Annotated in this window: 21 protein-coding genes; 1 reads left to right on the top strand and 20 read right to left on the bottom strand. The window is 51.4% G+C overall.

Going from position 1 to position 24,498, the window contains the following annotated elements; translation table 11 throughout:
* Nucleotides 1-5: 5 nt before the first annotated feature.
* From rlmN to FJQ58_RS26995, 17 genes are all read right to left on the bottom strand, one after another.
* On the bottom strand, nt 6-1,052 hold the full coding sequence (rlmN, locus tag FJQ58_RS27075; RefSeq protein WP_139998188.1) for a dual-specificity RNA methyltransferase RlmN: 1,047 nt from the start codon (nt 1,050-1,052) through the stop codon (nt 6-8).
* Nucleotides 1,053-1,151: 99 nt separating this feature from the next.
* On the bottom strand, nt 1,152-2,669 hold the full coding sequence (rsmB, locus tag FJQ58_RS27070; protein ID WP_139998186.1) for a 16S rRNA (cytosine(967)-C(5))-methyltransferase RsmB: 1,518 nt from the start codon (nt 2,667-2,669) through the stop codon (nt 1,152-1,154).
* The gene (fmt, locus tag FJQ58_RS27065) at nt 2,666-3,622 is read right to left on the bottom strand and encodes a methionyl-tRNA formyltransferase (RefSeq protein WP_139998184.1); all 957 of its coding nucleotides are present in this window, start codon (nt 3,620-3,622) and stop codon (nt 2,666-2,668) included. Before fmt ends, rsmB begins: the two co-directional genes overlap by 4 nt.
* A 4-nt stretch (nt 3,623-3,626) precedes the next feature.
* Nucleotides 3,627-4,112 (bottom strand): peptide deformylase, encoded by a 486-nt coding sequence (gene def, locus FJQ58_RS27060; RefSeq protein ID WP_238404359.1) that lies wholly within the window; start codon nt 4,110-4,112, stop codon nt 3,627-3,629.
* Nucleotides 4,113-4,154: 42 nt separating this feature from the next.
* Nucleotides 4,155-6,647, bottom strand: coding sequence for a primosomal protein N' (gene priA / locus FJQ58_RS27055; RefSeq protein ID WP_139998180.1), 2,493 nt, complete (start codon nt 6,645-6,647; stop codon nt 4,155-4,157).
* Nucleotides 6,644-7,858: a bifunctional phosphopantothenoylcysteine decarboxylase/phosphopantothenate--cysteine ligase CoaBC gene (gene coaBC, locus FJQ58_RS27050; protein ID WP_139998178.1), complete on the bottom strand. Its 1,215-nt coding sequence runs from the start codon at nt 7,856-7,858 to the stop codon at nt 6,644-6,646. The genes priA and coaBC overlap by 4 nt, the downstream gene beginning before the upstream one ends.
* A 74-nt stretch (nt 7,859-7,932) precedes the next feature.
* Entirely contained in the window at nt 7,933-8,457 is a 525-nt protein-coding gene (locus tag FJQ58_RS27045; RefSeq protein WP_139998176.1) for a YfiT family bacillithiol transferase, read from the bottom strand.
* A 172-nt stretch (nt 8,458-8,629) separates the two neighbouring features.
* Nucleotides 8,630-9,163 carry an NUDIX domain-containing protein gene (locus FJQ58_RS27040; RefSeq protein WP_139998174.1) on the bottom strand — a complete coding sequence of 178 codons (534 nt, stop codon included), beginning with the start codon at nt 9,161-9,163 and terminating at the stop codon, nt 8,630-8,632.
* A 20-nt stretch (nt 9,164-9,183) separates the two neighbouring features.
* On the bottom strand, nt 9,184-9,375 hold the full coding sequence (locus FJQ58_RS27035) for a hypothetical protein (protein WP_139998172.1): 192 nt from the start codon (nt 9,373-9,375) through the stop codon (nt 9,184-9,186).
* A 166-nt stretch (nt 9,376-9,541) separates the two neighbouring features.
* On the bottom strand, nt 9,542-10,537 hold the full coding sequence (locus tag FJQ58_RS27030; protein ID WP_139998170.1) for an iron-hydroxamate ABC transporter substrate-binding protein: 996 nt from the start codon (nt 10,535-10,537) through the stop codon (nt 9,542-9,544).
* A 109-nt stretch (nt 10,538-10,646) separates the two neighbouring features.
* On the bottom strand, nt 10,647-12,236 hold the full coding sequence (locus FJQ58_RS27025) for an AraC family transcriptional regulator (RefSeq protein WP_139998168.1): 1,590 nt from the start codon (nt 12,234-12,236) through the stop codon (nt 10,647-10,649).
* Between the two features lie 279 nt (nt 12,237-12,515).
* The gene (gene rpoZ / locus FJQ58_RS27020) at nt 12,516-12,725 is read right to left on the bottom strand and encodes a DNA-directed RNA polymerase subunit omega (protein ID WP_053375625.1); all 210 of its coding nucleotides are present in this window, start codon (nt 12,723-12,725) and stop codon (nt 12,516-12,518) included.
* Nucleotides 12,726-12,741: 16 nt separating this feature from the next.
* Nucleotides 12,742-13,359, bottom strand: a complete 618-nt coding sequence (gmk, locus tag FJQ58_RS27015) for a guanylate kinase (protein ID WP_139998165.1) — start codon at nt 13,357-13,359, stop codon at nt 12,742-12,744.
* Between the two features lie 13 nt (nt 13,360-13,372).
* The gene (remA, locus tag FJQ58_RS27010) at nt 13,373-13,633 is read right to left on the bottom strand and encodes an extracellular matrix/biofilm regulator RemA (RefSeq protein WP_005548256.1); all 261 of its coding nucleotides are present in this window, start codon (nt 13,631-13,633) and stop codon (nt 13,373-13,375) included.
* A 340-nt stretch (nt 13,634-13,973) separates the two neighbouring features.
* A complete protein-coding gene (locus FJQ58_RS27005; protein ID WP_139998163.1) occupies nt 13,974-15,848 on the bottom strand; it encodes a bifunctional homocysteine S-methyltransferase/methylenetetrahydrofolate reductase in 1,875 nt (624 codons plus the stop codon).
* Between the two features lie 29 nt (nt 15,849-15,877).
* A complete protein-coding gene (gene dapF, locus FJQ58_RS27000; RefSeq protein ID WP_139998161.1) occupies nt 15,878-16,708 on the bottom strand; it encodes a diaminopimelate epimerase in 831 nt (276 codons plus the stop codon).
* A 121-nt stretch (nt 16,709-16,829) separates the two neighbouring features.
* Nucleotides 16,830-19,613 (bottom strand): calcium-translocating P-type ATPase, SERCA-type, encoded by a 2,784-nt coding sequence (locus FJQ58_RS26995; protein ID WP_139998159.1) that lies wholly within the window; start codon nt 19,611-19,613, stop codon nt 16,830-16,832.
* Between the two features lie 178 nt (nt 19,614-19,791).
* Here FJQ58_RS26995 and FJQ58_RS26990 point away from each other — a divergent pair, with 178 nt between their 5' ends.
* The gene (locus FJQ58_RS26990) at nt 19,792-21,561 is read left to right on the top strand and encodes an Rqc2 family fibronectin-binding protein (RefSeq protein WP_139998157.1); all 1,770 of its coding nucleotides are present in this window, start codon (nt 19,792-19,794) and stop codon (nt 21,559-21,561) included.
* Nucleotides 21,562-21,630: 69 nt separating this feature from the next.
* Here FJQ58_RS26990 and FJQ58_RS26985 read toward each other — a convergent pair whose 3' ends face one another.
* Genes FJQ58_RS26985 through FJQ58_RS26975 form a run of 3 tightly spaced genes read right to left on the bottom strand, consistent with a single transcriptional unit; the run spans nt 21,631 to nt 24,375 of the window.
* The gene (locus tag FJQ58_RS26985) at nt 21,631-22,596 is read right to left on the bottom strand and encodes a MerR family transcriptional regulator (protein ID WP_139998155.1); all 966 of its coding nucleotides are present in this window, start codon (nt 22,594-22,596) and stop codon (nt 21,631-21,633) included.
* Complete coding sequence (locus tag FJQ58_RS26980) at nt 22,586-23,473, bottom strand: PHP domain-containing protein (RefSeq protein ID WP_202915336.1); 888 nt, start codon at nt 23,471-23,473, stop codon at nt 22,586-22,588. The genes FJQ58_RS26985 and FJQ58_RS26980 overlap by 11 nt, the downstream gene beginning before the upstream one ends.
* A complete protein-coding gene (locus FJQ58_RS26975; protein WP_139998153.1) occupies nt 23,464-24,375 on the bottom strand; it encodes a selenium metabolism-associated LysR family transcriptional regulator in 912 nt (303 codons plus the stop codon). The genes FJQ58_RS26980 and FJQ58_RS26975 overlap by 10 nt, the downstream gene beginning before the upstream one ends.
* Nucleotides 24,376-24,498 lie beyond the last annotated feature (123 nt).

Below are 24,498 nucleotides of genomic sequence, written 5' to 3'. Positions count from 1 at the left end.
AGTCATCACCTCGCCTGAGACTCCATATGTTTCGCTCTTAATTGGCCGCAAGCAGCCGCAATGTCATGCCCTTGCTCCCTGCGAATCGTAACGCTAACTTTATTGCGCTCCAGGACGCGCTGGAATTCAAAAATATCCTCACGCGGCGTACGCACATAATTCCGTTCCGGCACATGGTTAACCGGAATCAAATTGACATGGCACAGCATGCCTTGCAATACGTCCGCAAGCTCCTGCGCATGCTCGGCACGATCGTTAACGCCACCGATTAACGCATATTCAAACGTAATTCGGCGGCCGGTCTTCGCAATATAGTTATGGCAAGCGGCCATAACATCATCAAAAGGAAAGCGGCGGTTAACCGGCATTAGCTTCGAGCGCAGCGCATCATTTGGCGCATGGATCGAGAGAGCCAGATTGATTTGTGTGTTCTCTTCTGCGAATTTGTACATGCTTGGCACAATGCCGCTTGTCGATACGGTAATGTGGCGCTGCCCGATATTCAGGCCTTTCTCATGGATCATAATCCGCAGAAACGCCATCGTTGCATCATAATTTTCGAACGGCTCCCCTGAGCCCATAATGACGATACTCGAAACGCGCTCGCCCGTCGCATCTAGCATTTGCTGCGCAGTGACAACCTGAGCAACGATCTCGCCTGCGGTGAGGTTCCGTTTCAAGCCACCTAGCGTTGAAGCGCAAAACGTGCAGCCAATGCGGCAGCCGACCTGAGTCGTCACGCAAATGCTGTTTCCGTAGTTGTGGCGCATAATAACCGTCTCGATTGCATGTGCGTCATGAAGACCGAACAAAAACTTAACGGTACCGTCCTTTGATTCGAACTTGGTAATCTCGCTTAGCGTTACGAACTGGAAGTTCTCTTCAAGCTTCTCGCGCATCGCTTTCGAGAGATTGGACATATCTTCAAAGCTCTTAACCCGCTTCACATAAAGCCAATCAAACAGCTGGCCGCCCCGAAATGCGGGCTCACCGTTATCTATCATCCATTGCTGAAGCTGCTCGAGCGTGTAGTCATATATGCATGGTTTCATTTCATCACACCTGTACCTTATAGTAGGACGGCTCCCTCTTTGGATAGCCGCCATCGATTTATTTTACCACAAACGCCCATGATCAGCCATAACCGGCAATTACAGGCGCTTGACCATCCTTGCAATGTAAAAACCGTCACTGTTAAAATGCTGCGGAAGCAGCTGTGCTTGTCCATCAAAATGCTCGCCAACAGCCCCGGCGTTCCTTAGCTGCCGAACGATGTCCTGCGGCCAATCGCTGCTGAGCTCGAATTCAGGATGCTCTTCCAGAAAACGGGCGACCTGCTGCTCGTTCTCTTCCTTCTCCATCGTGCACGTGCTGTAGACCAGCACGCCTCCAGGACGCACCAATCCGCTTACAGCCTGCAATAACCGCTGCTGAACCGCCGCGATATCGGACACGTCGCCTGCGGTTTTGGTCCATTTGATTTCCGGCTTCCGTCTAATAACGCCAAATCCGGAGCAAGGCGCATCAAGGAGCACCGCATCCATCGATTCAGGTTTAAAGCGGTCAGCTAGCTTCAGCGCATCCTCAGTAATGGCTTCCACGTTGCGCAGCTTTAACCGTTCGCTCTGCATAACGATCAAGTCGCGCTTATGCGCGTGCAGATCGTTAGCCCATACCTTCCCTTTGCCGCCCATCAGCTCCGCCAAATGCGTGCTCTTGCCGCCAGGCGCCGCGCAGCAATCCAGTACCTGCATGCCTGCCTTCGGGGCCACGACCTCGGCAACCAGCATCGAGCTCTCATCCTGCAATGTCCATAAGCCTTCACGGAAACCGTCCGTATCGGCTAAATTCCCGCCGCGTACGATGGCAATGCCTGCAGGAGCAACCGTAGATGGCTCCACCTCATATCCTGCTGCTCTCAATTGCTCGATAACTTCCTCGCGGCTGCCTCTGAGTGGATTTGCCCGAACGCTGGAATGCGGATGCTCGTTGCCTGCGGCGCATATGGTCTCCGCCTTGTCCACTCCGTAGGATTCGACCCATCGCTTTACGAGCCATTCCGGGTAAGAATGCCGAAGTGCGATTTGCGTGACGGGATCTGCATGCTTGATTTCTGCTGCCTGCAATTCGACTCTGCTCCGGTCAATGCTGCGGAGTACGCCGTTCACCATGCCAGAGATACCCGAATGGCCGCGTTTCTTCGCAATGGTTACTGCCTCGTTGACCGCAGCATGCGCCGGTATTCGGTCCAAATATAACAATTGGTAGGCACTCATGCGAAGCAGTTGGTGAACCCAAGGCTCCAGCTTATGCAGCCCTTTGGATACGAAGCGGCTCAGCCAATAATCGAGCGTCGCCTGACGTTGAATCGTGCCGTATACCAGCTCGGTCACAAGGCCCGCATCCGCCTTCTGAAGACCTGCATCCTGAAGCGTGCTCTTTAGCTGGAGATTGCTGTACGCTCCCGTCTGGGATACCTTGACAAGTGCATCCATCGCCAGCTCGCGAGGGGATTTCGCCTTGCGCGGCGCAGGCTGCTGCGACGGCGCGGACTGGGGAGCTTTCCCCCGGCCGGCAGGCCGTTTGTGCCCTTGCTTTGCTTTAGGCTTGCCAGCGACATTCCCAGAAACAGCGCCATTACTGCTTGTCTTGCGGGTGCTTTCCGTCATACCGCACCCCCATCGCCAAGCCGTGTGCCTGTTTCAAGGCGGGCGCCCTTCAGCCAATCCGCCGCGTCCATCGCGCGTTTGCCTGCTGGCTGAATTACCTTCAGCACCAGCGCGCCCGCACCTGTCTGCACACGAATGCCGTTGTTGTCTGCTGCAATCACGGTTCCAGGCGATGCCGCTGTGTTACCGGAAGCTCCATCCACAGGTACGCTGCACTGCCATACTTTAAATACTTCACCATTCAATGAAGTGAAAGCTCCAGCCATGGGCGACAAGCCCCGGACCTGGTTGAAAATAGCGCGAGCAGACTTCGTCCAATCGATCCGCTCGTCCTCGCGATTCAAATTGGGGGCATAGGTCGCCAGCTCATCCTGCTGAGGCACCGATTTGGCTTCTCCCGAAATAATCGCCGGCAGCGTCTGGCCAAGCAGCTCCGCTCCCGCCAAGCTCAGCTTTTCAAACATCGTGCCGGAGGTGTCTTCATCTGTAATCGGGAGCTCGACAACGCTGATCATATCGCCAGTATCGAGTCCCTCAGCCATATACATAATCGTCACGCCCGTCGAAGCTTCTCCATTTATGATCGAGCGCTGGATCGGCGCGCCGCCGCGGTATTTGGGCAGCAAGGAGCCGTGCACGTTAATGCAGCCTAGACGAGGTATGTCCAGCAGCGCTTTCGGCAAAATCTGACCGTAAGCAGCCGTAACGATAAGATCGGGACTAAGCTCGGCTATCGCAGCTACGGCATCCGCGCTGCGCATCCGTTCAGGCTGCAGCACAGGCAGCCCGAACGACAAAGCCGCTTCCTTTACAGGCGGCGGCGTCAACGTTTTTTTGCGGCCCTTCGGCCGATCGGGCTGCGTTACGACAGCGACAACATTGTACTGCTGCTCGAGCAGCAGCTTCAAAGAGGGAACGGCAAAATCCGGCGTTCCCATAAATACGATACGCATGAAGCTATTCGCCGCCTTTTCTGGCTCTTTCCGAAATGTCGTAGATATTCTCCGCCAAATCGGTAAACAAAATGCCGTTCAAATGGTCAACCTCATGCTGGAATGCCCGAGCGAAATAGCCTTGGGCTTGAACCGTAAAGGTTTTCCCGGTACTGTCCTGACCCGTTACCACAATGCGGTCGGCACGCAGCACATCGCCGTTTAGGTTAGGGATGCTTAAGCAGCCCTCGGGCCCCAATTGTTCGCCTTCTTGCTCAACGATGACCGGATTGACCATTTCAACCAGTCCGTTTTCATCGCCAACGTCAACCACGATGACCCGCTTAGAAATGCCGATTTGAGGTGCAGCTAGCCCTACGCCCTCTGCGTCGTACATCGTATCGGCCATATCTTTCAGCAGCTTCTGCAAATTCGAATTGAACTTCGTTACTTCCTTTGCTTCTTCCCGCAATACCGGGTCTGGTTCTTTCACAATTATACGGATACTCATAGTATTCCCTTCCTTTACGATCATTAAAATAGTAATAGCTATTTATAATATAACTTGCGGATCCACGTCAATACTGAACTGCACTAAGCGCTGCGGCGGACCGTCCGTAAACGACCCAAGCGCCTTTCGAACAAGTGCGGAAGCGTCGATGTTCCCACGATATTTTATCACACATTGAAAACGGTAGCGATCTTTCATTCTTGAAATGGGCGAAGCTACGGGTCCAAGCACCTCTAGCGCTCTTGAAAATCCGCTGTTAAGCGGCAGCAAAACGCCTTCATTCTCGGAGAGTTCACGCAAATCTGCCGCAAATCGCTCACTCGTGGAAGATAGCAGCGGCAATTGCTCGTGCGACATGGTCACTAGGATTAGCCTGCAGTAAGGCGGATAGCCCATCGCGCTGCGATGGCGCAGCTCCTCGGATACAAAAGCCGCATAATCATGCTGCTGCGCTGTGACGACCGCGTAATGCTCGGGAGCATAGGTTTGAATGACGACCTCGCCCGGAAGATGATGCCTCCCGGCACGTCCAGCCACTTGGGTCAGCAATTGAAAGGTCCGTTCGGCCGCACGGAAATCCGGTAAATTCAGCGACGTATCGGCAGCAATGACTCCCACTAATGTAACATATGGAAAATCGAGCCCCTTCGCTACCATTTGAGTGCCAAGCAGAACATCCGCTTTGCGGTCCCCGAACTGCTTCAAGAGCTTCTCATGCGAGTTTTTCTCCGTGGTCGTATCCACATCCATACGGATAACCCGAATGCCGGGGAACAGCTTGGAAAGCTCTTCCTCCACACGCTGCGTACCTGTCCCAAAATAACGGATATGCTCGCTTTGGCACGAAGGGCATGTGGTTGGCGCTTGCTCGGCATGCCCGCAATAATGACAGCGCAGCGCTCGCGATTTCTGGTGGTACGTCAGCGAAATGTCGCAGTGTGGACAAGCTGCCGTATAGCCGCATGAGCGGCACATAACGAAGGTGGAATAGCCGCGCCTATTGAGCAGCAGAACCGACTGTTCGCCGCGCTCAAGACGTTCGGCAAGCGAGCTGTGGAGCAGTCTGCTGAACATCGACCGGTTCCCCTCTTTGAGCTCCTCGCGCATGTCGATGACGGCCACCGGAGGAAGCGGCCTTCCGCCTACTCGCCCCGGCATCGGCAATAGTGCTGGCTCCTTCCCCTCATCTTTGGCCGATAACGGACGGCTTGCTGCCGCAAAGGATTCCAAGGAAGGCGTCGCTGAGCCGAGGACGACTGCCGCACCATGCTGCCTTGCTCTTCTAACTGCCACATCGCGCGCATGGTATTTGGGGCTCTCCTCCTGCTTGTAGGAAGATTCATGCTCCTCATCGATGATAATGAGGCCAAGCCGTTCAAACGGCGCAAATATAGCCGATCGCGCTCCGATGGCTACCTGTACTTGGCGGCTCCTAATTTTTCGCCACTCATCGTAGCGCTCCCCATTTGAGAGCCTGCTATGCAAAACGGCAACCGCATCTCCGAAGCGTCCCTTGAAGCGCTCAACCATCTGGGGCGTTAGTGAAATTTCAGGAACAAGCACGATCGCTTGCTTATCCTGCTCCAAGCAAAATTGGATCGATTGCAAATAAACCTCGGTTTTTCCGCTTCCGGTGACTCCATGAAGCAGCATCGTCTCTGGTTCTCCTGCTGCAACGGCCCGCGCCACGCGGTCATAAACGGCCTTCTGCCCATCGGTCAGCGCAAGCGGAGTCGTCCGCTCGAACTGCCTGCCGGCATAGGGATCGCGCTGCTGCTCTACCTCCTGAAGGATAAGCAGCCCTTTCTCTGCCAACGAGCGCACGCTTGCAGCAGATCCGCCTGCTTCTGCAAGCAGCTGCTGAAGCGGCAGCGGGCCTCCGTGTTCGAGCATATAGGCCAGTACTTCACGCTGCTTCGCCGCACGCGATGGCAAGGCGGCCATTTCAGTGCGAACGGCATCCACGTCCCCAGGCACGAATACGGTCAATACTTTACGGATCGCATGGCGGTCGCGAATGGAGGTCTGCTCCATAAGCACACCCTCGCGAAGAGCGGCCTTCACAGCTTTGACATGCTCGGGAAAGCGCTCGAGGAGCACCTCCAGCTTAACGAGCTGGCCGCTGGCTCCTAGCCAATCCGTCATGGCTTGGGGCAGATCCTCCCTTGCCGCTTCTTCATCTCCAATGCCAACAAGACGCTCGGCTTTTCCCTTCAAAGCGGCCGGTATCATCGCCTGCAGCGCCGTTGTCCACGAGCAGCAATATTTCTCGCTCATCCACTTCGCCAGCTCAATAAGATCAGGCAGCAGCGGCGGAACATGATCGAGCAGCTCGGAAACGGGCTTAAGCCTGCTCAAGGCAACATCTGTCGTGTCGGCAAGCTGGGTCACGAAGCCCTGCAGCACTCGTCCGCCAAAGGGCACGCCTACCCTGCTTCCAATCTCAATCCAGTCTTCGAAGGCGGCAGGCACCTCATAATCAAACGGCCGATCCGTCTGGCGGCTCGGCACGTCGACAATTACTTTAGCAATCATTCCCTCTTCCCTCCAGGAGAAGAAAGCCGTGCTGCAATCAGATCAAGCAGCCGAGCGGCAACCTCTCTCTTGGACAGGAGCGGCAGCGCGGCGACCAAGCCTTCTTCTCCAAATACCTGAACAATGTTTGTGTCGCCGTTGAATCCCGCCCCTTCCTTGCTAACATCGTTCGCAACGATGAGGTCGCAGTTTTTACGCCTAAGCTTGTCCATCGCATATTGCTCGACCTGCTCCGTTTCAGCGGCAAAACCAACAAGAAACTGCTGCTTCTTTTTCTGCCCGAGCGTCTCTAATATATCTGTCGTCCGCTCAAACTCCAGCACAAGCTTTTCGCCATTTTTTTTCAGCTTATGATCACTGATTTGAACCGCCCGATAATCGGCAACGGCTGCCGATTTCACGACGATATCCATATGATCGTACAGGCCAGTCACCGCTTCCAGCATTTGCTGTGCGGACTCCACTCGGATCAGGTTGACGCCTGCGGGAGGGGCCGCTGTTGTGCGGCCTGCTACCAAGGTGACATCGGCACCCATGAGCAGAGCCGCCTCTGCTATCGCAAAACCCATCTTCCCTGACGAATCGTTGGTCAAATATCGAACAGGATCCAGCCGCTCCATCGTTCCGCCTGCCGTCACGAGCAGCCGCTTCCCTTTTAGCTTGCTGCCGCTATCGAACCACGATTCAATAGCAAGGACAATATCTTCCGGCTCGGCCAGTCTTCCCTTTGCCACATAACCACAGGCTAGCTGCCCTGTCCCTGGCTCTACGAACATCGCGCCGCGCGAGGCAAGCAGCTCCAAATTATGCACAACCGCGGGATGCTCATACATATGAACATTCATCGCCGGCGCGATTAGCACAGGACATGTCGCCGCAAGCAGCGTCGTGCTTAGCATGTCATCCGCGTGTCCTCCCGCAAGCTTCGCAATCGCATTGGCTGTCGCCGGAGCGATTACGATAAGATCGGCATGGTCCGCCAAATGAATATGCGATACAACCGCTGGGTCCCGCTCATCAAACGTATCGATATGAACCGGATTACGCGATAACGTTTGCAAGGTAAGCGGCGTTATGAATTTGGTTGCCGATTCGGTCATGATCACATGAACCTTGGCGCCTGCTTGCACGAGCTTGCTGCATAACGCCGCGCCTTTATAAGCTGCAATCCCGCCGGTAATGCCGAGAATAATCGATTTTCCTTTTAGCATGGTGTATCTCCTGTCAAGCTTATAAGCTAGTATATTAGTGCATAGAGGGATTTATATCCGCCAGCAGTCTTTTGCTACCAGCCCTTACGTTCTCTTAGGCTTGTAATATGAGCGACATGATGCCTGCCGTGCCAAGCCACGAAGCCGAGAAAAAAAGCCAAACCGAACTGACTGCCCTTCTCGGGATGGTAAAACATTTTCTCAAAGTCCGCAGGCTGCATGGAACGCAGCAGCAGCACCCATCTCGCATAAATCCCTTCAACAATCGCAAGGCTAATCTCTGGCGATGCTTGCAAGCTGTCTGCTGTCTCTGCCCAGCGCTCCTCGTTAAAGGGCTTAATGGTCGGATTGGACTCCGTAAGCGCAAGCTTAAAACGCGAGTAGCTGTTCATCGAAGCATCTGCCAGATGGTGCGTGACCTGACGCACGGTCCAGCCACCGCTTCTGTAAGGGGTATCCCATTGTTCGTTATCTAAGTCCGCCAGCGCTTCCCTAAGCTGCGCAGGCAGCTTCTCCATGTCTGAAATCCACTGTTCCCGATGCTTTACGGTCATTCCTTCGAACGAGTACCTGCCAATCGGATAACGCAATTTGTCCATTCCGTTCCCTCCTGTTCATTCGTCACTGCAGCATCCATCACTTTTTCTATCATATCATATGCCGCCTCAAAATCTAACTAGACCTAGCCGATTTTGACGCTAATCATCCACTTTTTTTATGAATATAGATAAACCAAAATATATAATCGCAGCCTCGCAATAGTCAATACGGTTAAAGCGCTCCAAGTCGTAACTGATGTGCCATTAAGTAAAGCTCGGCAATATCAAACCGGCCGATCTCCTCAAACCTTCTGACCGCTTCTTCGATCTCGACAACTTCAACCGCAATCACCTGCTCGCCATCCGGTGGGTTTAATGGGGCGCCTACAATGTTGACCTGACCGTAACCGACAAGCCTGACGAAATTAGGGTGGGGAATATGCGGCCGATAAGGAACGCTCGCTGAAGAATGGCACTTAAAGCAACCAAAGAGCTTGTAGGAAACCAGCTCCGCCCCCAGCTCCTCCTTCACTTCTCTGGACAAGGCGTCCATATAATATTCATTAGGCTCCAGGGTTCCACCAATCAGCTCCCACTTGCCATTATCAATTTGCATGATCACATACTTCTCGCCAACCATCGGAATGATGCTAATATTGCTTACCGAGGCCTCGTCCACTTCATAATCGAGGGTGAAACAATTCTCAACAGGGCCCCATACGATTCCTTTAGAGAGGGCCGGAAATTCATGTAGTTCAATCAACATATCTTGATCTTCCTCTTCATTTAGTTATGATACTGAAAAAACGACAGGACCCCCGAAGCCATGATCATCGCGATAAAAACGATTAAAAAACCGATGGCAAAGCGCGACCAAAACGATCTAGGCTTCCGCGCTTCCTTTTTAATCTGGACGATCTGATCCTCTAGTTGTTTGAGCGTTCTTTTTATTTCCTCAATATCTTGCTCATTCGCCAAAGCATTCATCTCCCCAAAAATGATTTATTCCTTCGGTTTTTGCAAGCGATCCCTCTTGAACAACGTGAATCTAGTTTATCAAACTTTTGGCCTCGTTACACAAAAAAGCTGTCCAAAGCAGCAGAGCTACGTTTGGACAGCTTTTCAATTGAATGGGCATCGACTGCTATTTTTTGTTTCTCTCAAGCAGCATTCCTGTAATTTCTTCTGCCTGAGCCAGCACGGACACAGGATCGAAATACCAGTACCGGTCGGCAGGAAGCTCATAAACCTGATTGTTTTTTACTGCGGGAATCGATTGCCACACATTGCTTTTCTTGAATTCGTCAGAACCTGTTTCCGAGAATAGCAAAACGTGGTCAGCAGCGTAATCGGGAATAACCTCAAGCGTGAGCTCTTTCCACTGCGCGGTCATCAGCTCGTTCTTAATAATTTCCGATGGCGTAAGCTGCAAAGCTCCGTAAATCGCTTGTCCCCCTCTTCCGAAATTGTCCCCAAACGTATAAAACGTTTTTCCGCCTGACTCAATGATGGAGAAGGTTTCGGTAGGTGCAATCACGCCTTCCAGCTTGCCTCGCAGCTCGCTGATTTTATCATCGTATTTCGCAAGCCATTTCTCCGCTTCCTCTTGTTTGCCAAGCAGCTCGCCTATGCCTTTGACTTCCTCATGCACGCCTTTGAACTGAGCATCGGTTCCGAACGGGATGACGACCGTTGGGGCGATTTTCGATAGCTGCTCATACGTATTGTCATCAACCGTTGCCGTTATAATCAGATCGGGCTCGAGCGCCGTCACCTTCTCCAAATTTGTGCCGCTTCGATCTCCTGTGCTTTCGATGCCAGCCGCCAAATCCTTCGTATACGGATTGTCGATGTAATATTCGCTTGCTCCTACCGGCTTAACGCCAAGTGCCAAAATGGTCTGCAAATATTGTTCGGCGATGATGCGCTTCGGTGCAACCGGAATTTCCACATCTCCCTTGACCGTGTTGTAGATTCTTGTTGTCTTTTCCGGTTCCGCTGTTGGCGCTTCGGTGCTTGCCGTATCTGTTTTTGTTGGTGTATTGCTGTTTTGACCATTCGCTCCGCCGCAGGCTGTCATGAGCAAAATAAAAACAAGAAAAATCGACCCCAATCCTAATCCTTTGTTCCATTTTTGCATCTTACTGTTCCTCTTTCCGCTAGTTATTTAATACGAATGATAATCATTCTCAAAAATAACTTTACCAATTCGCCTCTATCTTCGTCCATGGCTAAATGTGATGCCGTTTTTAGCCGCCGTTTCCTCCGGTTAACAAAGCCATCATATCCATCAGCTGTTTCTTTGTTGACGCCGGATCAAAACCATAAAAAGCGTCCCCTTCAATCCTGTAAGCTTGTTTATTTTTGACGGCCGCAAGGCTCTCCCAACTTTCCGTTTCCATAAAAGCCAATACGCGCGAGCGTTCTTCTGCGTTGTCCGGCAAATGATAAAAGATAAAGTCAGCTGCATATTCATGAATAACTTGTAGCGTTGTTTCCTCGTAGCCAATCTTGCATCGACCGTCTTGAAGCAAGCTTTCGGGCGGGGCAAATTGCAGCGGATCATACAATACATGCGTGCCTCGTCCCCATTTATCGCCGAATACGTAGCATTTATCCACACCAAGTTCAATAACAACGGCCGTACCGCGCTTCCCTATCTCAAGGTCTAGCCTTTGGTTTGCCCGCTCTATCAACGCTTGGAGCCGGTTCAAGCAAGTTTCCGCTTCCTTTCCTTTATCTACAACCTCGGCAATATAACGAAACTGCTCGTCCCACGGAAGCACCTCGAACGGCAGACGAATCAGAGGCGCAATCGCCCGCAGCTCAGCAGCACGCTCATCATCCAAACTATAATCGAGGATAAGATCAGGCCTGGTCGGGCGGATCGTATCATACAATCGCGCAGGTACATTGTCGTGCCACTGCGCAGTTTGATTATCAATAGAACCGCGGAAATGATTGAATACCCAGCTGGAAATAACCGCCACGCTTGGCGTTATGCCGAGCGCTAATAAGCTTGCTGAATAATTATAGGTTAAAGATGCGATTTTCTTTGGTTTTTTCAAATAGATCGTAGGTGCTGCTCCGACAAATTGTTTGAACTTGCGGCTTAAATAAAAGCCGTCCTGATAACCGACTTGAAGCGCGATCTCGACTAAATCCGAGTTTGACCCCAGCAATTGCTCCTGTGCCGAGCGAATGCGAAGCTCCGTTATGTATGCTTTAAAGGTTTTGCCGTTATGCTTCATGAATTCCCTCGAGAAATGCTCCGGGCTCACGCCTGCAAAGGCGGCCATCTCCTTCCTCGTCAAAGGCTCTCGGTAATTTTCTTTAATATGCCGAATGGCATTCTCCATCCAAGAATGGGAAGTCGGCTGTTTTATCTTCCCATGCAGTTCCAACAGCTTATGAAGAAGAGTACCAAAAATCGCTTCCGAACCGCATGCTTTATCCTCATAGCAGCCTAAACTCCATTCCCGCTCCAAATCAACGGCCAGCTGCATGAACTGCCGATTCAGCTTAATCCTTCCTCCCTCTTCAAACGGCCAAGCCCGCAAAGCCCTATCCTCATTTAATTTGCCAAATTCAATGATTGGTCTTTCCGAAAATTCAATTCTTAGCACGTGCATGGCATGAAAGGGAGCTGCATGCAGCGTGACTGAATGGCCTCGTTCTGCAACAATGGCTATACTGCAATTGACATCAAATCTCTTATCACCTATGCCTATCGTGCCGTTTCCAGCCATGACAATACATATTGAATGGCAGTTGCCTGCCTCAGCTATGATCTCAATATCCGCAACGTGCTTATGAACTTTTCCAAGCTGGTAATGCATAAGAACAACACCCTTTTCTTTAAGACTGCACTGAGAAAGTCATAACTCTGTCTTTAAATGATAATCATTCTCATTATATACAATCGGAAGGCATTTTGAAATAGGCGATTTTTTTGTACAAACGTAAGGTGAAAAGACCGCTGCCGTCCTTTGTCTGCGCAGAGCGTTTCATTCCGAGAAAGAAAGCAGGGATAGCGATATGATTTACTTTCCTATATATCAAAAAAACGGAGCATCTGCGCTAAGCAGATACTCCGTTCCGTATGTTCATTCCGCTGACTAGTCCTCTTTGGTTGCGAGGTTTTCCACTTGAAGAATGTCGCCGTAGATTTCCTCCAGCGCTACGCCAACATATTTGCGGGAGCGCGGGTTCTTGAGCTCCGACTTGTCTCCGTTACGGAGCATGCGAGCGCGTCTGGAAGCAGCTACGACTAGCGTGTACTTACTGTCAACTTTTTTCACCATTTCATCAATGGACGGATATAACATCGTTCATTCTCCTCACTCATGCTTTCTCAATTGCGGCAACCATTCCTGAAACGTAAGGCAAGTATCTTTCTCTGCGGCAATGCTCGGCAATCATGATACTGCGAATACGATCGCAAGCAGCATCTATCTCATCATTCAATACCGCATAGTCATAGTGTCCGAGCAAATTCATCTCGTCAACAGCTACAGACATACGGTTATTGATCGTATCCAAAGATTCTGTACCACGGCCGGTTATCCGCTGCTTTAACTCATCGAGGGACGGAGGCAACAAAAATACGAAGATGCCTTCGGGAAACTTCTGTTTCACCTTAAGCGCTCCTTGCACTTCAATCTCCAAAATAACGTCCTTCCCGCTCGCTAAAGTACGTTCAACGAAATCGCGCGGCGTACCGTAGTAGTTACCAACATATTCGGCATGCTCCAAGAGTGCGTCTCGCGCAATCATATCCTGGAACTGCTCTCTGGTCTTAAAAAAGTAATTCACGCCATCTACTTCACCCTGACGCGGCAGACGGGTCGTTGCGGACACCGAATAGACCAGCTCAGGCACCTTATTTCGCAGAACGGAACAAACGGTTCCTTTGCCAACCCCTGAAGGGCCGGACAATACAATTAACAATCCCTTATCCATATTACTCCCCGTACTATTCGTCGTTATCGTCGTCCTTCGTGGATAACCGGTGCGCAACCGTCTCTGGCTGAACAGCGGATAAAATCACATGATCGCTATCCGTAATAATTACAGCACGCGTTCGGCGTCCATAAGTCGCATCTATAAGCATATGGCGGTCGCGTGCCTCTTGAATGATCCTCTTAATCGGAGCCGATTCCGGGCTTACGATTGAAATAATGCGGTTCGCTGATACAATATTACCGAATCCGATATTAATGAGTTTAATAGCCAAGCCTGGTTCCTCCTCCGCCTACGGTCTTGCTTGTGCATCTGCCTGCAAATGTTCAAATCCGATTTTTTATGTTTAGTAGATGTAAAAACGACAAGTTCGCTTCTTGCCAAATACCGACAGAACTACTGCACTATTGTTGACGAAAAAAGTGCCGGACATACGTCCCGAAGCATGCTCAGCCTAAGCTGGCGCCGCTTGTGGGCAGCCTGTCCTTGCCATCTGTAATAGTTGTGGCAACTGTATCCATGCTTTATTTTAATTGATTTTTCACGAACGAACAAGCGAAAATGCGAAAACAAGCAAAAAAGCCTGTTTTTCGCATACATTCTGCCTTATTTGGCTACTTTCGGTTGGTCTTATCCCACACGTATTGCGTAAGCTGTACACCCATATCATAGAACATGAATGGTGTAATTAAATAAATGCCTTTAAAATGCGGCAGCGCGGCATCAAGCAGTTCCTTCGCAATTTGCACACCTTCCGCACGCCCCGCTTCGCCTTCAAGCCCCGCCATCCGTTGACGGACCTCATCCGAAAGCTGAATGCCCGGCACCTCATTATGCAAATATTCTGCGTTTCGCCCGCTAGCAAGCGGCATAATGCCGATAAATACAGGCACGGTCAGATGCTTGGTCGCCTCTGCAATACGCTCGATTAGAGCTGGATCGTAAACCGGCTGAGTCATAATGTAGTCAGCGCCTGAAGTGATTTTCCGCTCAAGACGCTGTACCGCTTTGTCCAAATGCTTCACGTTCGGATTAAAGGCGGCGCCTACAACGAATTTCGCTTTCTGCTTCAACGGCTTGCCGGAGAAAGCCGTTCCGTCGTTCAATTGCTTGATCATCCGGATCATTTCAAAGGATGTAAGGTCATATACGGAGCTCGAATCCGGCAAGTCGCCAAATCGGGCAGGATCTCCGGTAACAGCAAGCACATGGTCGATATCCAGCGCATCAAGACCCATCATATGGGACTGCGTTCCGATCAGGTTGCGGTCTCGGCACGCAATATGCACGAGCGGACGAATGCCAACCTTCTCCTGAATAAGCGCTGCAAGCGCAATATTGCTCATTCTCGTTACTGCCAGCGAATTATCTGCCATGGTAACCGCATCCGCCTTCGCTTCTTTAAGCGCGGCAGCACCGTCCATAAACTTGCGGATATCCAGATCGCGCGGCGGGTCTAGCTCAACGATAACCGTATGTCTCTTTTGCACAAGATCAACGATAGACGGCTCTTGAACAGCTTGCTTTTGCGACGATACAGTCGCTTCGGCCGGCTTTTCCGCCTGCTTCACAATAATCGTTTCTCTTGGCGCAGCAATCGGAGCTGTTTGTCCAATTTGTGGAACGTAGTTCTCGAGCGCTTCCGCAATGGCCTTAATATGCTCCGGCGTCGTTCCGCAGCAGCCGCCAATGAGGCGTGCTCCGCGGTCGGCAAAACGCTGTGCGGATTCCGCAAAATATTGCGGGCCCGCGGAATAGGCATATTTACCGTCAATATAATCAGGGATACCCGCATTTGGATAAACCGATAGCGGTAAGCCTATCGGCCCCGTAATCGAATCGATGGCTCTCATTATGCCGTTAGGGCCACTGCGGCAGTTAAACCCTACAACGTCAGCGCCTTCTGCTTGCAGTTGGTCAAAGGCGCTCTTCATGCCGTTTCCATCCTGCGTGCGGCCCACGTCTTCAACGGCAAACTGGCAAATGACCGGCACGCTCGATACCGCTCTCGCAATCCGAAGCGCCAACAGCATCTCGTCCAGGTCATAGAATGTTTCCAGAAGAATGCCGTCCACGCCTTCATCAAGCAAAGCATGCATTTGACGCTGGTAGGCTTCAATGACTTTTGCGGTCCGAAGATTTTTCAGCTTGCCGTCCCGAATGGAGCCCACCGCGCCTACAACATAAGCATCATCGCCAATGGCTGCGCGCGCAACGCGGACACCTGCGCGGTTAATGGCGTCCATGTCGCCTTCCAAGCCGTACTTCGAAAGCTTCTCCATATTGGCCGAGAACGTGTTGGTCTCGATGACTCTCGCACCGGCCTCATAATAGCGCCTGTGAATGTTTTCAATAACATCGGGACGCAGCGTATTGAATTCTTCGTAAGAAACGCCGACAGGGAACCCCATCTGATATAGATAGGTTCCCATCGCGCCGTCCCCGGTTAAGATGCGCTGCTGGAGCGCCCCCCTCAAATCCGGTTTCATTATATTCTCTCCACCCATCTTACTTTGCTTTAAAGAGTCCCGCGGAAGGAAACCGCTGCGGGACCCGTCATATAAACGTGATTATCAGACTCGTTCCATTCGATAAGAAGATCGCCGCCTTTTAGCGATACGGTAGCCGTGCGGTCAGTCGCGCCAGTCAGTACGGATGCCACAACGGTAGCGCATGCGCCGGTGCCGCAAGCAAGCGTTGGTCCTGCTCCACGTTCCCATACGCGCATATCCGTGTGGTTGCGGGAATTCACCGTTACGAACTCCACGTTGATTTTGCGAGGGAACAGCGGATGAGTCTCCAGCTTGGGTCCCCATACGTTCAAATCAAAGTTCACAGCATCATCAACATATATGACGCAATGCGGATTGCCCATCGAAACGGCCGTAAACCGGAACTCCTTGCCATCCACTTCAATGGGATGCTCGATGACCCGTTCAGCGTCGATCGTTGTCGGCACTGTCAAGCCATTGAGGATCGGTTCTCCCATATCAACACGGACAGAAGATACCTCCCCGTTGTCTACGGTAAGCTGAACCTTTTGGGCTCCGGCGCCCAGCGTTTCAATCGTAATTTCTTCTTTATCGGTTAAGCCGTTATCGTATACGTATTTGGCTACGCAGCGAATAGCATTGCCGCATTGTTCCGCTTCCGATCCATCTGAATTAATGATGCGCATACGAAAATCCGCGATCTCCGAAGGCAATATATAAACAAGACCGTCTGCCCCGATTCCAAAAAACCGGTTGCATAACGAAATCGCGAGATCCGCCACACCCTCAGGAAGCTGCTGCTCGCCCGCGATCACCACAAAGTCGTTCCCCAAGCCGTTCATTTTCGTAAAATTCATCTGATTGCCCTCTCCTTGCCACATCTCTTGGTATGATAAAGCTATGATTTATTCTCAATAGCATACCGCAAAGCAAGGAGAAAGGCTATTCATAATTTGTATCATCATTTGTATTTTTTAGTTATCTCGCCGCGCTTTGCGGTCCGATAGGCCATTTTGTTTTATTCTTCTTTTTGTTCGGAGAGCCTAGCACGCTGCCTATTCCCATTAGGAAAGTAGGAATTCCCGCAGCTACGAATACGAGGCACCATTCACGGAAGCCAATCGGTACGGTTTTGAAGATCGGCTGCAATGCGTCAATATAGAGCACGCCTAGCATAAGAATGAGCGATGACAGCACGGCTAGCACCAAATATTTGTTTTGAAACGGATTCCGGTGAAAAATAGAGCGGGAGCTCCGGCAATCGAATACATGGATAAGCTGCGCCATGACAAGCGTTGCGAAAGCTACGGTCTGAGCTTTCATCAGTTGTGCCGCACTGCCCGGTGCATCGTGCAGCGTAATCCAGAAGGCGCCAAGCGTGCATACGCCGATCAGGATGCCTCGGCTAATAATTTTCCAACCCAGCCTGCGGGAGAATATGCTTTCCTTAGCCGATCGAGGCTTTTGCTGCATGAGATCCTTCTCCGCTTGGTCTACGCCCAGCGCCATGGCCGGCAAGCCATCCGTTACCAAGTTAACCCAAAGAATTTGAATTGGTACGAGCGGCAGCGGCAGCCCCGCCATCATCGCAAGGAACATCACGAGAATTTCACCCACGTTGGATGCCAGCAAGTAACGGATGAATTTACGGATGTTCTCATAAATGCCCCGGCCCTCCTCAATCGCAGCTACGATGGTCGAGAAGTTGTCGTCACTGAGCACGAGCGCAGAAGCTTCCTTGGTGACGTCCGTTCCCGTGATGCCCATGGAAATGCCAATATCTGCCGCCTTGATCGCAGGAGCGTCGTTGACGCCATCTCCAGTCATGGCCACTACATGCCCCTGGCGCTGGAGCGCTTTGACAATCCGCAGTTTGTGCTCCGGCGAAACCCGAGCGTAAACATAAACATTCTCGACAAGCCGATCGAGCTGCTCATCCTCCATAGCTTCCAATTGCTTGCCGCTCATAGCAATGCCGCCACGCGGCATAATGCCCAATTGACCTGCAATCGCCTCTGCCGTTAATTGATGGTCGCCTGTAATCATCACCGTCTTGATGCCTGCGCGGCGGCAGGTTGCTATGGCTTCCTTCACCTCGCGGCGCGGTGGATCAATCATCCCTGTCAAACCAACGAATACCAGTTGGCATTCCGCATCACTTTCGGTCTCGCAAGCATCGCTAGCACGCAAATCACGGTAAGCAAGCCCCAGCACGCGAAGCGCGTTTTGAGCCATAAGTTCGCCTGCCTCCGCGCATTTGCGCTTAAGCGTAGCCGTGAACGGCACAACTTTGCCTTCCCAAAGCACGTAGGAGCAATGATCCATAAGCAAGTCGGGTGCACCCTTGGTACATATGAGCTTGCCGCCTTGATGCGCAACAACGACGGACATCCGCTTGCGCTCGGAATCAAATGGAAACTCCTTTTCCCGCTTGTACAGCTGCTCCAATGATTTTGCGGAAGAACCGAGCTTTGCTGCCAGCACCGCAAGCGCTCCCTCGGTCGGGTCACCCTTGAGCACCCATTCCTCCTGGATCTCCTTGCTTTTTCGCTTGCCGGTATCCTCGCTCTCTACCTTCACGATTTGGGCGTTGTTGCACAATGCGCTCACTTGCAGCAAACGCTTGATGGACTGATCATGCTTAATATCCAGCGCATTGCCCTCTTCGTATATAGCCCCCGTCGGATCATAGCCTTCGCCGCTCACCTCGAGCTGCCTGCCGCCAACCCAAACGTGGGTAACCGTCATTTTATTTTGGGTCAGCGTTCCCGTTTTGTCCGAGCAGATGATTGAAGCGCAGCCAAGCGTCTCTACAGACGGAAGCTTGCGCACGATAGCCTTGCGCTTGATCATCCGCTGAACGCCAAGCGCAAGTGCAATGGTCACAATGGCAGGCAGTCCTTCGGGAATCGCTGCCACGGCCAGACTCACGCCAGCGAGGAACATGCCGTACGCCGGCTGACCATGCAAAATACCGGCAACGACGACCATAACCGTCAACGCGATGGCAACGACGATCAAAATTTTGCCGAGCTGCTCCAGCCTGTGCTGCAGAGGAGTCTCCATCGATTCCGTTTGCTGGATCAGACCGGCGATTTTGCCCATTTCCGTATCCATGCCCGTTCGAATGACGACGGCCTTAGCCGTACCTCTGGTGAGCATCGTACCCATGAACCCGATATTTTTCTGGTCGCCAAGCGGCAAATTGTCCTCGGCGATCGCTGCAGAATGCTTGCCAACCGGGACAGATTCACCCGTCAGCGCCGATTCCTCCACATAACAGCTGTTCGCCTCAAGGAGTCGTACATCCGCTGGTATGCGATCCCCGCTCTCCAGATAGATGAGATCGCCTGCAACCAGTTCCTTAGCAGCCACGGTAAGCAGCTCACCGCCCCTGATCACCTTCGCGGTCGGAGCTGACAATTCCTTAAGAGCCCGCAGCGAGCGCTCCGCTCTAAACTCCTGAACGAAGCCGAGAACGGCATTAAGCGCAATTATGGCCACAATCGTAATGGCGTCCAGATACTCGCCCAGCAAGCCAGAGATCAAAGTCGCTCCCATTAGGATAAGCACCATAAAATCTTTAAATTGATTAAGGAAAAGCAAGATTGGCGAGACGCGCTTTCCTTCCGTCAATTCGTTCTGTCCATTTTGCTCTAGGCGCTGCGCCGCTTCCGACGTCGCCAGCCCTTGTTCAGGGGAGCTGACTAAAGCGTCCACCAGCTCACTTGTCCCCATTTGATGCCATTTCATTTGTTCCATGGTATAACTCCCTCCCATAATATGCCGAGCCAAGCTGTAACGACGCCGGCCCTTCGGACAGCCTATATAGGGTAAATGTATTCGGACAGCCCATAAAATATCCCACCAGGGACTTAAGTTTTTGTCTCAACTATGGCATGATAGAGATAGACCGACCAAGGAAGCGAGGAATCACAACATGGCATTAGACGGCATCGTCACCCATGCGATCACGCATGACCTGCAGCGCTGCGTAGGCGCGCGTATACATAAAATTCACCAACCGACCGATCACGAGCTTGTTTTCTCCATTCGCGGAGGAGGCGCGCATGGCAAGCTGCTCTTGTCTGCCAACCCGACCTACCCCCGCGTACACTGGACGACAGGCACCTACGTCAACCCGATGGAAGCGCCTATGTTCTGCATGCTTCTTCGGAAGCACTGCGAAGGCGGACAGATCGAATCCATCCGTCAAGTGGGGAATGAGCGGATCATTCACATTGAAGTCAAGCACCGCGACGAGCTGGGCGATTTGTCCAATAAGACAATCATCGTGGAGATTATGGGACGGCATAGCAACATTATTTTAATGGACCCTTCTACGGGAATGATTCATGACGGCATACACCATGTTACGCCTGCAATCAGCAGCCACCGGATCGTCATGCCAGGCAGCAGCTATACATCTCCGCCTGAGCAAGGCAAGCTTGATCCGCTTGCCATTACGAGCGAGCAGCAATTCAATGAGGCACTTCACGACACAGATGAGACTGCCCCATTGCATAAGCGGCTTGTTGACCGCCTGAGCGGATTCAGCCCGCTGCTTGCCAGAGAGCTCGTATACCGTGCACAAGGCGATACAGGTGCAGTGCAAACTGCGGAAGAAACTGCACAGCCAACCCTGTCTGCATTATGGAGTGCTTTCTCGGAATTCAGCGAACAGGTTAGAAATAACCATTACACGCCAACCATAAAAACGAACACCGAAACTGGAAAATCTTTTTTTTCCAGCACGGAGCTAACGCATATTGAAGGAGAAGCCGTCATTTTCCCGGATATTAGCGCTTGCCTCGAAGCCTTCTATGGCAATAAAGCCGAACGGGATACGGTGAAGCAGCGTGCGGCAGATCTCATCCGGTTCGTCCAAAATGAAAAAGCAAAAAACATTACAAAAATCAAAAAGCTGGAAGATACGCTCGTCGAGGCCAAGGATGCCGAGAAATACCGCGTACTTGGGGAACTGCTGACCGCCTACATGCATCAAATCAAACGGGGCGATACCTCCATTGAGCTCGTTAACTTCTATGATGAAGAACAGGCCGTCGTCAAGATCGATCTGGACCCTCAGCTTACACCGTCGGATAACGCACAGCGCTACTTCCGGAGATATACGAAGCATAAGAACAGCTTGTCTATTGTCGCTGAGCAAATGGACATCGCACGTACCGAGATCCACTATTTCGAATCGCTTCTGCAGCAAGTCGATAACGCTTCGCTTGGGGATATCGGCGAAATACGCGACGAGCTCGTCGAACAAGGGTATATGAAAGAGCGCGGAAAACGGGGCCAAAAAAAGAAAAAAACGCTCAAGCCAACGCTCCTGTGCTATACCTCATCTGAAGGTGTAGCCATGTATGTCGGCAAAAATAATACGCAAAACGAATATTTGACGAACCGGCTGGCTTCCTCTTCGGATACCTGGCTTCATACCAAAGATATTCCAGGCTCCCATGTTGTCATCAGGGGCGGTGAATACGGCAACGCGACGTTGGAAGAGGCGGCCATGCTATCCGCGCATTATAGCCAAGCCCGCGACTCCAGCTCAATTCCCGTTGATTACACCTTTATTCGCCATGTTCGCAAGCCAAGCGGCGCAAAGCCGGGCTTTGTCATCTACGATAACCAAAAAACGCTATTCATTACGCCTGACGAGCAGCGAATCAAATCGCTCTCATGCGAGACGAAATAACAATAATTCTTCTATACAAAAAGGCAGAGCAGGAGTGCTTCACTCCTGCTCTGCCTTTTATAAATTGATTTACTGGAGCAACGCTTTCATTTTCTCAATACAGCTCTTTCCGTCACCAGCAATAAGATATACCTGACCTGTCCCTTGAAGCAGGGCATCCTCATGGATGGCTCTCCCGCCAATAAAAACCTTCGTCCGAAAATGATTCTCCGCAATGCGACGATCCAGCTCTAGTAAGAATGGCACGGCGGACTCAAGTCTTTCCTCAATAGAGAAGCTAAAAGTAAAGGCTGTCGGCTGCACATCCGCCAAGCAATCAAAAATGCCTTTCTCCGAAGGGGAACTTCCAAGGTAAATGACCCGAAAGCCTTCCTGCTGCGCGAAAAATCCAAAGAAAAGAATGCCGAGCTCATGTCGTTCTCCCGGTCCGCATGCCGTAACGAGCAGCGGACTTTCATCATTAGGACGAAATAAGCTGCGGATGGCAAGCATCTTGTCCCGAATAAAATGGCTTCCAAAATGCTCCTGGTATTCGGAGATCTCGCCCCGCTCCCAGCGTTCCCCAAGCTCAACCAACGTGGGCTCTAAAATATTCAGCATCAAATGCTCCAGATTATGAATGGCAAGCAGCTGCTCGTAAAAACGCTGCGCGTTGCTAAGATCAAGCTGAATGAAAAATTGCAGCAGCTGCTCGATCGGTTGGTTCCAGTCCATAGCGGTAGGCATATAAAATTGTTGCAGCTTCGCTATGGCGTCTTCGGAAGCCAAGTCTTTTTCTTCCCGTTCCAGCTCCTTTGCAGCAGCCTCCTGTTCATTTTTCCACTCCAGCACGGCCATACCGATCGGAACGCCTTCGTCTACCTGCCCTTTTAACCAAACCAGCGTGTCCATATCCTGCTTCGTGTAGCCACGATACCCATTCTGCATCCTTTGCGGCATCACAGCCTCATAACGTTCTTCCCACTTGCGGATAAGCTGGGTAGATACGCCTGACCGCAACGAAACTTCTTTAATCGTATACAGCCTAGGCGTCATACCGCTCTCTCCTCCATGAAGGCTCCAGCTGCTTTAACACTTCTGTACCGACTGTCCGGCTGCCAATGGCACCATGAAATACGATGCCTTGACGCGAGCCATGAAAATCCGAACCGCCTGTGGCAATTAAATTTTTATCCTCGGCCAGCCGCGCGTAACGAATTTCCTCTTCTTGGCCATGATCAGAATGGAAGACTTCAATGCCTTGTACGCCGTAGCTTATTATCTCTTGCACTATTTTATCATTGGCATACAAACCGGGATGGGCAATTACGCTTGTCCCGCCTGCTTCTCTAATCCAATCCACAGCTTCAAAGGGAGTGATTCTTGGCGGATTGACGTATGCCAAAGCACCGGTAGCCAGGTAACGGTCAAAAGCCTCCTTCATGCTAGTGACAAAACCCTTCCGCAGTAAAACCGCGGCAATATGCGGTCTTCCGATGCTGTTTCCATCGGACTGCTGCATCTGCTTGGCGTTTCCATGATGGGCGGCAGCCAAAACCTCATCCATGGATACGGAAAGCCCCAGCTCGTTGAGCTTCTCAACAATCATTTCATTGCGCCGGTCTCTTGTTCCACGAAGGCTAGCTAAACGCGCCAGCCATTTATTGTCGTCATTGTTGGTATAATAACCGAGAATATGTATATCCGTCCCGTCTGCGACCGTGCTCACTTCCACCCCGGGCACCACCGTTACGCCGAGCCGCTTCCCTTCGCGGATAGCTTCGTCCACGCCGGCAACCGTATCATGATCCGTAACGGCCACTGCCGCAAGTCCTGCCGCTTTCGCCATCCCAACATTTTCAGCAGGGGACTGCATGCCATCCGAAGCCGTAGTGTGCGTATGCAAATCAGCAAGTCCCTGTATTAAAGCCATTGCTGCAGATCCCTCTCTCTCAGAAAAGATAAAAAGGTAACGGCCGATATGGGCAATATCGCTGATTTGAGATAAATCGAATAAAATTGCCGTTGAAATTTGGAATCCGACACTTTGATCATTCGAATTAAATCAAGGGCCACCTCATGCTTAACAGAGGACGATGAAATAAAGGAAATCCCCAAACCAGCCTCGACCGCTGACTTTACTGCTCCTGTGCTGCCCAATTCCATCACAATTTTCATCGATGCAGGATCGATATTTTTTTTCCGCAACTGCTCCTCCATCACAAGCCGGGTGCCCGAGCCTTGTTCGCGCAGCACGAAGGGATATTCCATAACCTCCTCCAAGGTCACGGATGCGCGGTCGGCAAGCGGATGTGATTTGGATACGATAAGACGAAGCTCGTCACTCATAACGGCCTCCATATGCATATCAGGATGATTGACCGGAGCTTCAATCAACCCAAAATTAAGCTGATGGTTAAGGATATCTTCCATGATTTGCGAAGTGTTCATCACCTTCATGCTAATTGAAATATGCGGATACTCCTGCCCGAACGGGCCCAGCAGCCGCGGCAATATATATTCTCCTATCGTTAAGCTTGAGCCCAGTTGAAGCCTTCCCTTGAGCTGCTTCGTAAATGCAGACATCGCCTGGTCCGTATCCCGAATTAAATCGATGCTCCGCTGGGCATAGGGCATAAGCGCCCTGCCCGCTTCCGTCAACTCAATCCGTTTCGTCGAGCGCTGCAGCAGCTTTGTTCCGAAATAATCTTCCAGTGACTGCACTTGCATCGTCACGGCAGGTTGAGTCATATGTAAAGATTGCGCAGCAGCCGAAAAGCTGCCTCGTTCCGCAACCGTGCAAAAAATATGCAATTGATGAAAATTAAGCGCCATGTTCCAATCATCCTTTCTTCTGCTGAATATTATACTACAAAGCTTGTACAGAGTCTTATAACCAAAGCAAAAAGCGTGCAATCTTTTTTAGATGCACGCTCTGTATCAATATTATATGTTATA

It is taken from the genome of Paenibacillus paridis (assembly GCF_006345825.1).
Classification (GTDB): Bacteria; Bacillota; Bacilli; order Paenibacillales; family Paenibacillaceae; genus Pristimantibacillus; species Pristimantibacillus paridis.
This window is presented reverse-complemented; position numbering and strand designations above follow the sequence as displayed.

Coding starts and splice junctions, on each gene's coding strand:
- rlmN (WP_139998188.1), bottom strand. CDS start 1,052: ATGAAACCATGCATATATGACTACACGCTCGAGCAGCTTCAGCAATGG.
- rsmB (WP_139998186.1), bottom strand. CDS start 2,669: ATGACGGAAAGCACCCGCAAGACAAGCAGTAATGGCGCTGTTTCTGGG.
- fmt (WP_139998184.1), bottom strand. CDS start 3,622: ATGCGTATCGTATTTATGGGAACGCCGGATTTTGCCGTTCCCTCTTTG.
- def (WP_238404359.1), bottom strand. CDS start 4,112: ATGAGTATCCGTATAATTGTGAAAGAACCAGACCCGGTATTGCGGGAA.
- priA (WP_139998180.1), bottom strand. CDS start 6,647: ATGATTGCTAAAGTAATTGTCGACGTGCCGAGCCGCCAGACGGATCGG.
- coaBC (WP_139998178.1), bottom strand. CDS start 7,858: ATGCTAAAAGGAAAATCGATTATTCTCGGCATTACCGGCGGGATTGCA.
- FJQ58_RS27045 (WP_139998176.1), bottom strand. CDS start 8,457: ATGGACAAATTGCGTTATCCGATTGGCAGGTACTCGTTCGAAGGAATG.
- FJQ58_RS27040 (WP_139998174.1), bottom strand. CDS start 9,163: ATGTTGATTGAACTACATGAATTTCCGGCCCTCTCTAAAGGAATCGTA.
- FJQ58_RS27030 (WP_139998170.1), bottom strand. CDS start 10,537: ATGCAAAAATGGAACAAAGGATTAGGATTGGGGTCGATTTTTCTTGTT.
- FJQ58_RS27025 (WP_139998168.1), bottom strand. CDS start 12,236: ATGCATTACCAGCTTGGAAAAGTTCATAAGCACGTTGCGGATATTGAG.
- rpoZ (WP_053375625.1), bottom strand. CDS start 12,725: ATGTTATATCCGTCCATTGATGAAATGGTGAAAAAAGTTGACAGTAAG.
- gmk (WP_139998165.1), bottom strand. CDS start 13,359: ATGGATAAGGGATTGTTAATTGTATTGTCCGGCCCTTCAGGGGTTGGC.
- FJQ58_RS27005 (WP_139998163.1), bottom strand. CDS start 15,848: ATGAAACCGGATTTGAGGGGGGCGCTCCAGCAGCGCATCTTAACCGGG.
- dapF (WP_139998161.1), bottom strand. CDS start 16,708: ATGAATTTTACGAAAATGAACGGCTTGGGGAACGACTTTGTGGTGATC.
- FJQ58_RS26995 (WP_139998159.1), bottom strand. CDS start 19,613: ATGGAACAAATGAAATGGCATCAAATGGGGACAAGTGAGCTGGTGGAC.
- FJQ58_RS26990 (WP_139998157.1), top strand. CDS start 19,792: ATGGCATTAGACGGCATCGTCACCCATGCGATCACGCATGACCTGCAG.
- FJQ58_RS26985 (WP_139998155.1), bottom strand. CDS start 22,596: ATGACGCCTAGGCTGTATACGATTAAAGAAGTTTCGTTGCGGTCAGGC.
- FJQ58_RS26980 (WP_202915336.1), bottom strand. CDS start 23,473: ATGGCTTTAATACAGGGACTTGCTGATTTGCATACGCACACTACGGCT.
- FJQ58_RS26975 (WP_139998153.1), bottom strand. CDS start 24,375: ATGGCGCTTAATTTTCATCAATTGCATATTTTTTGCACGGTTGCGGAA.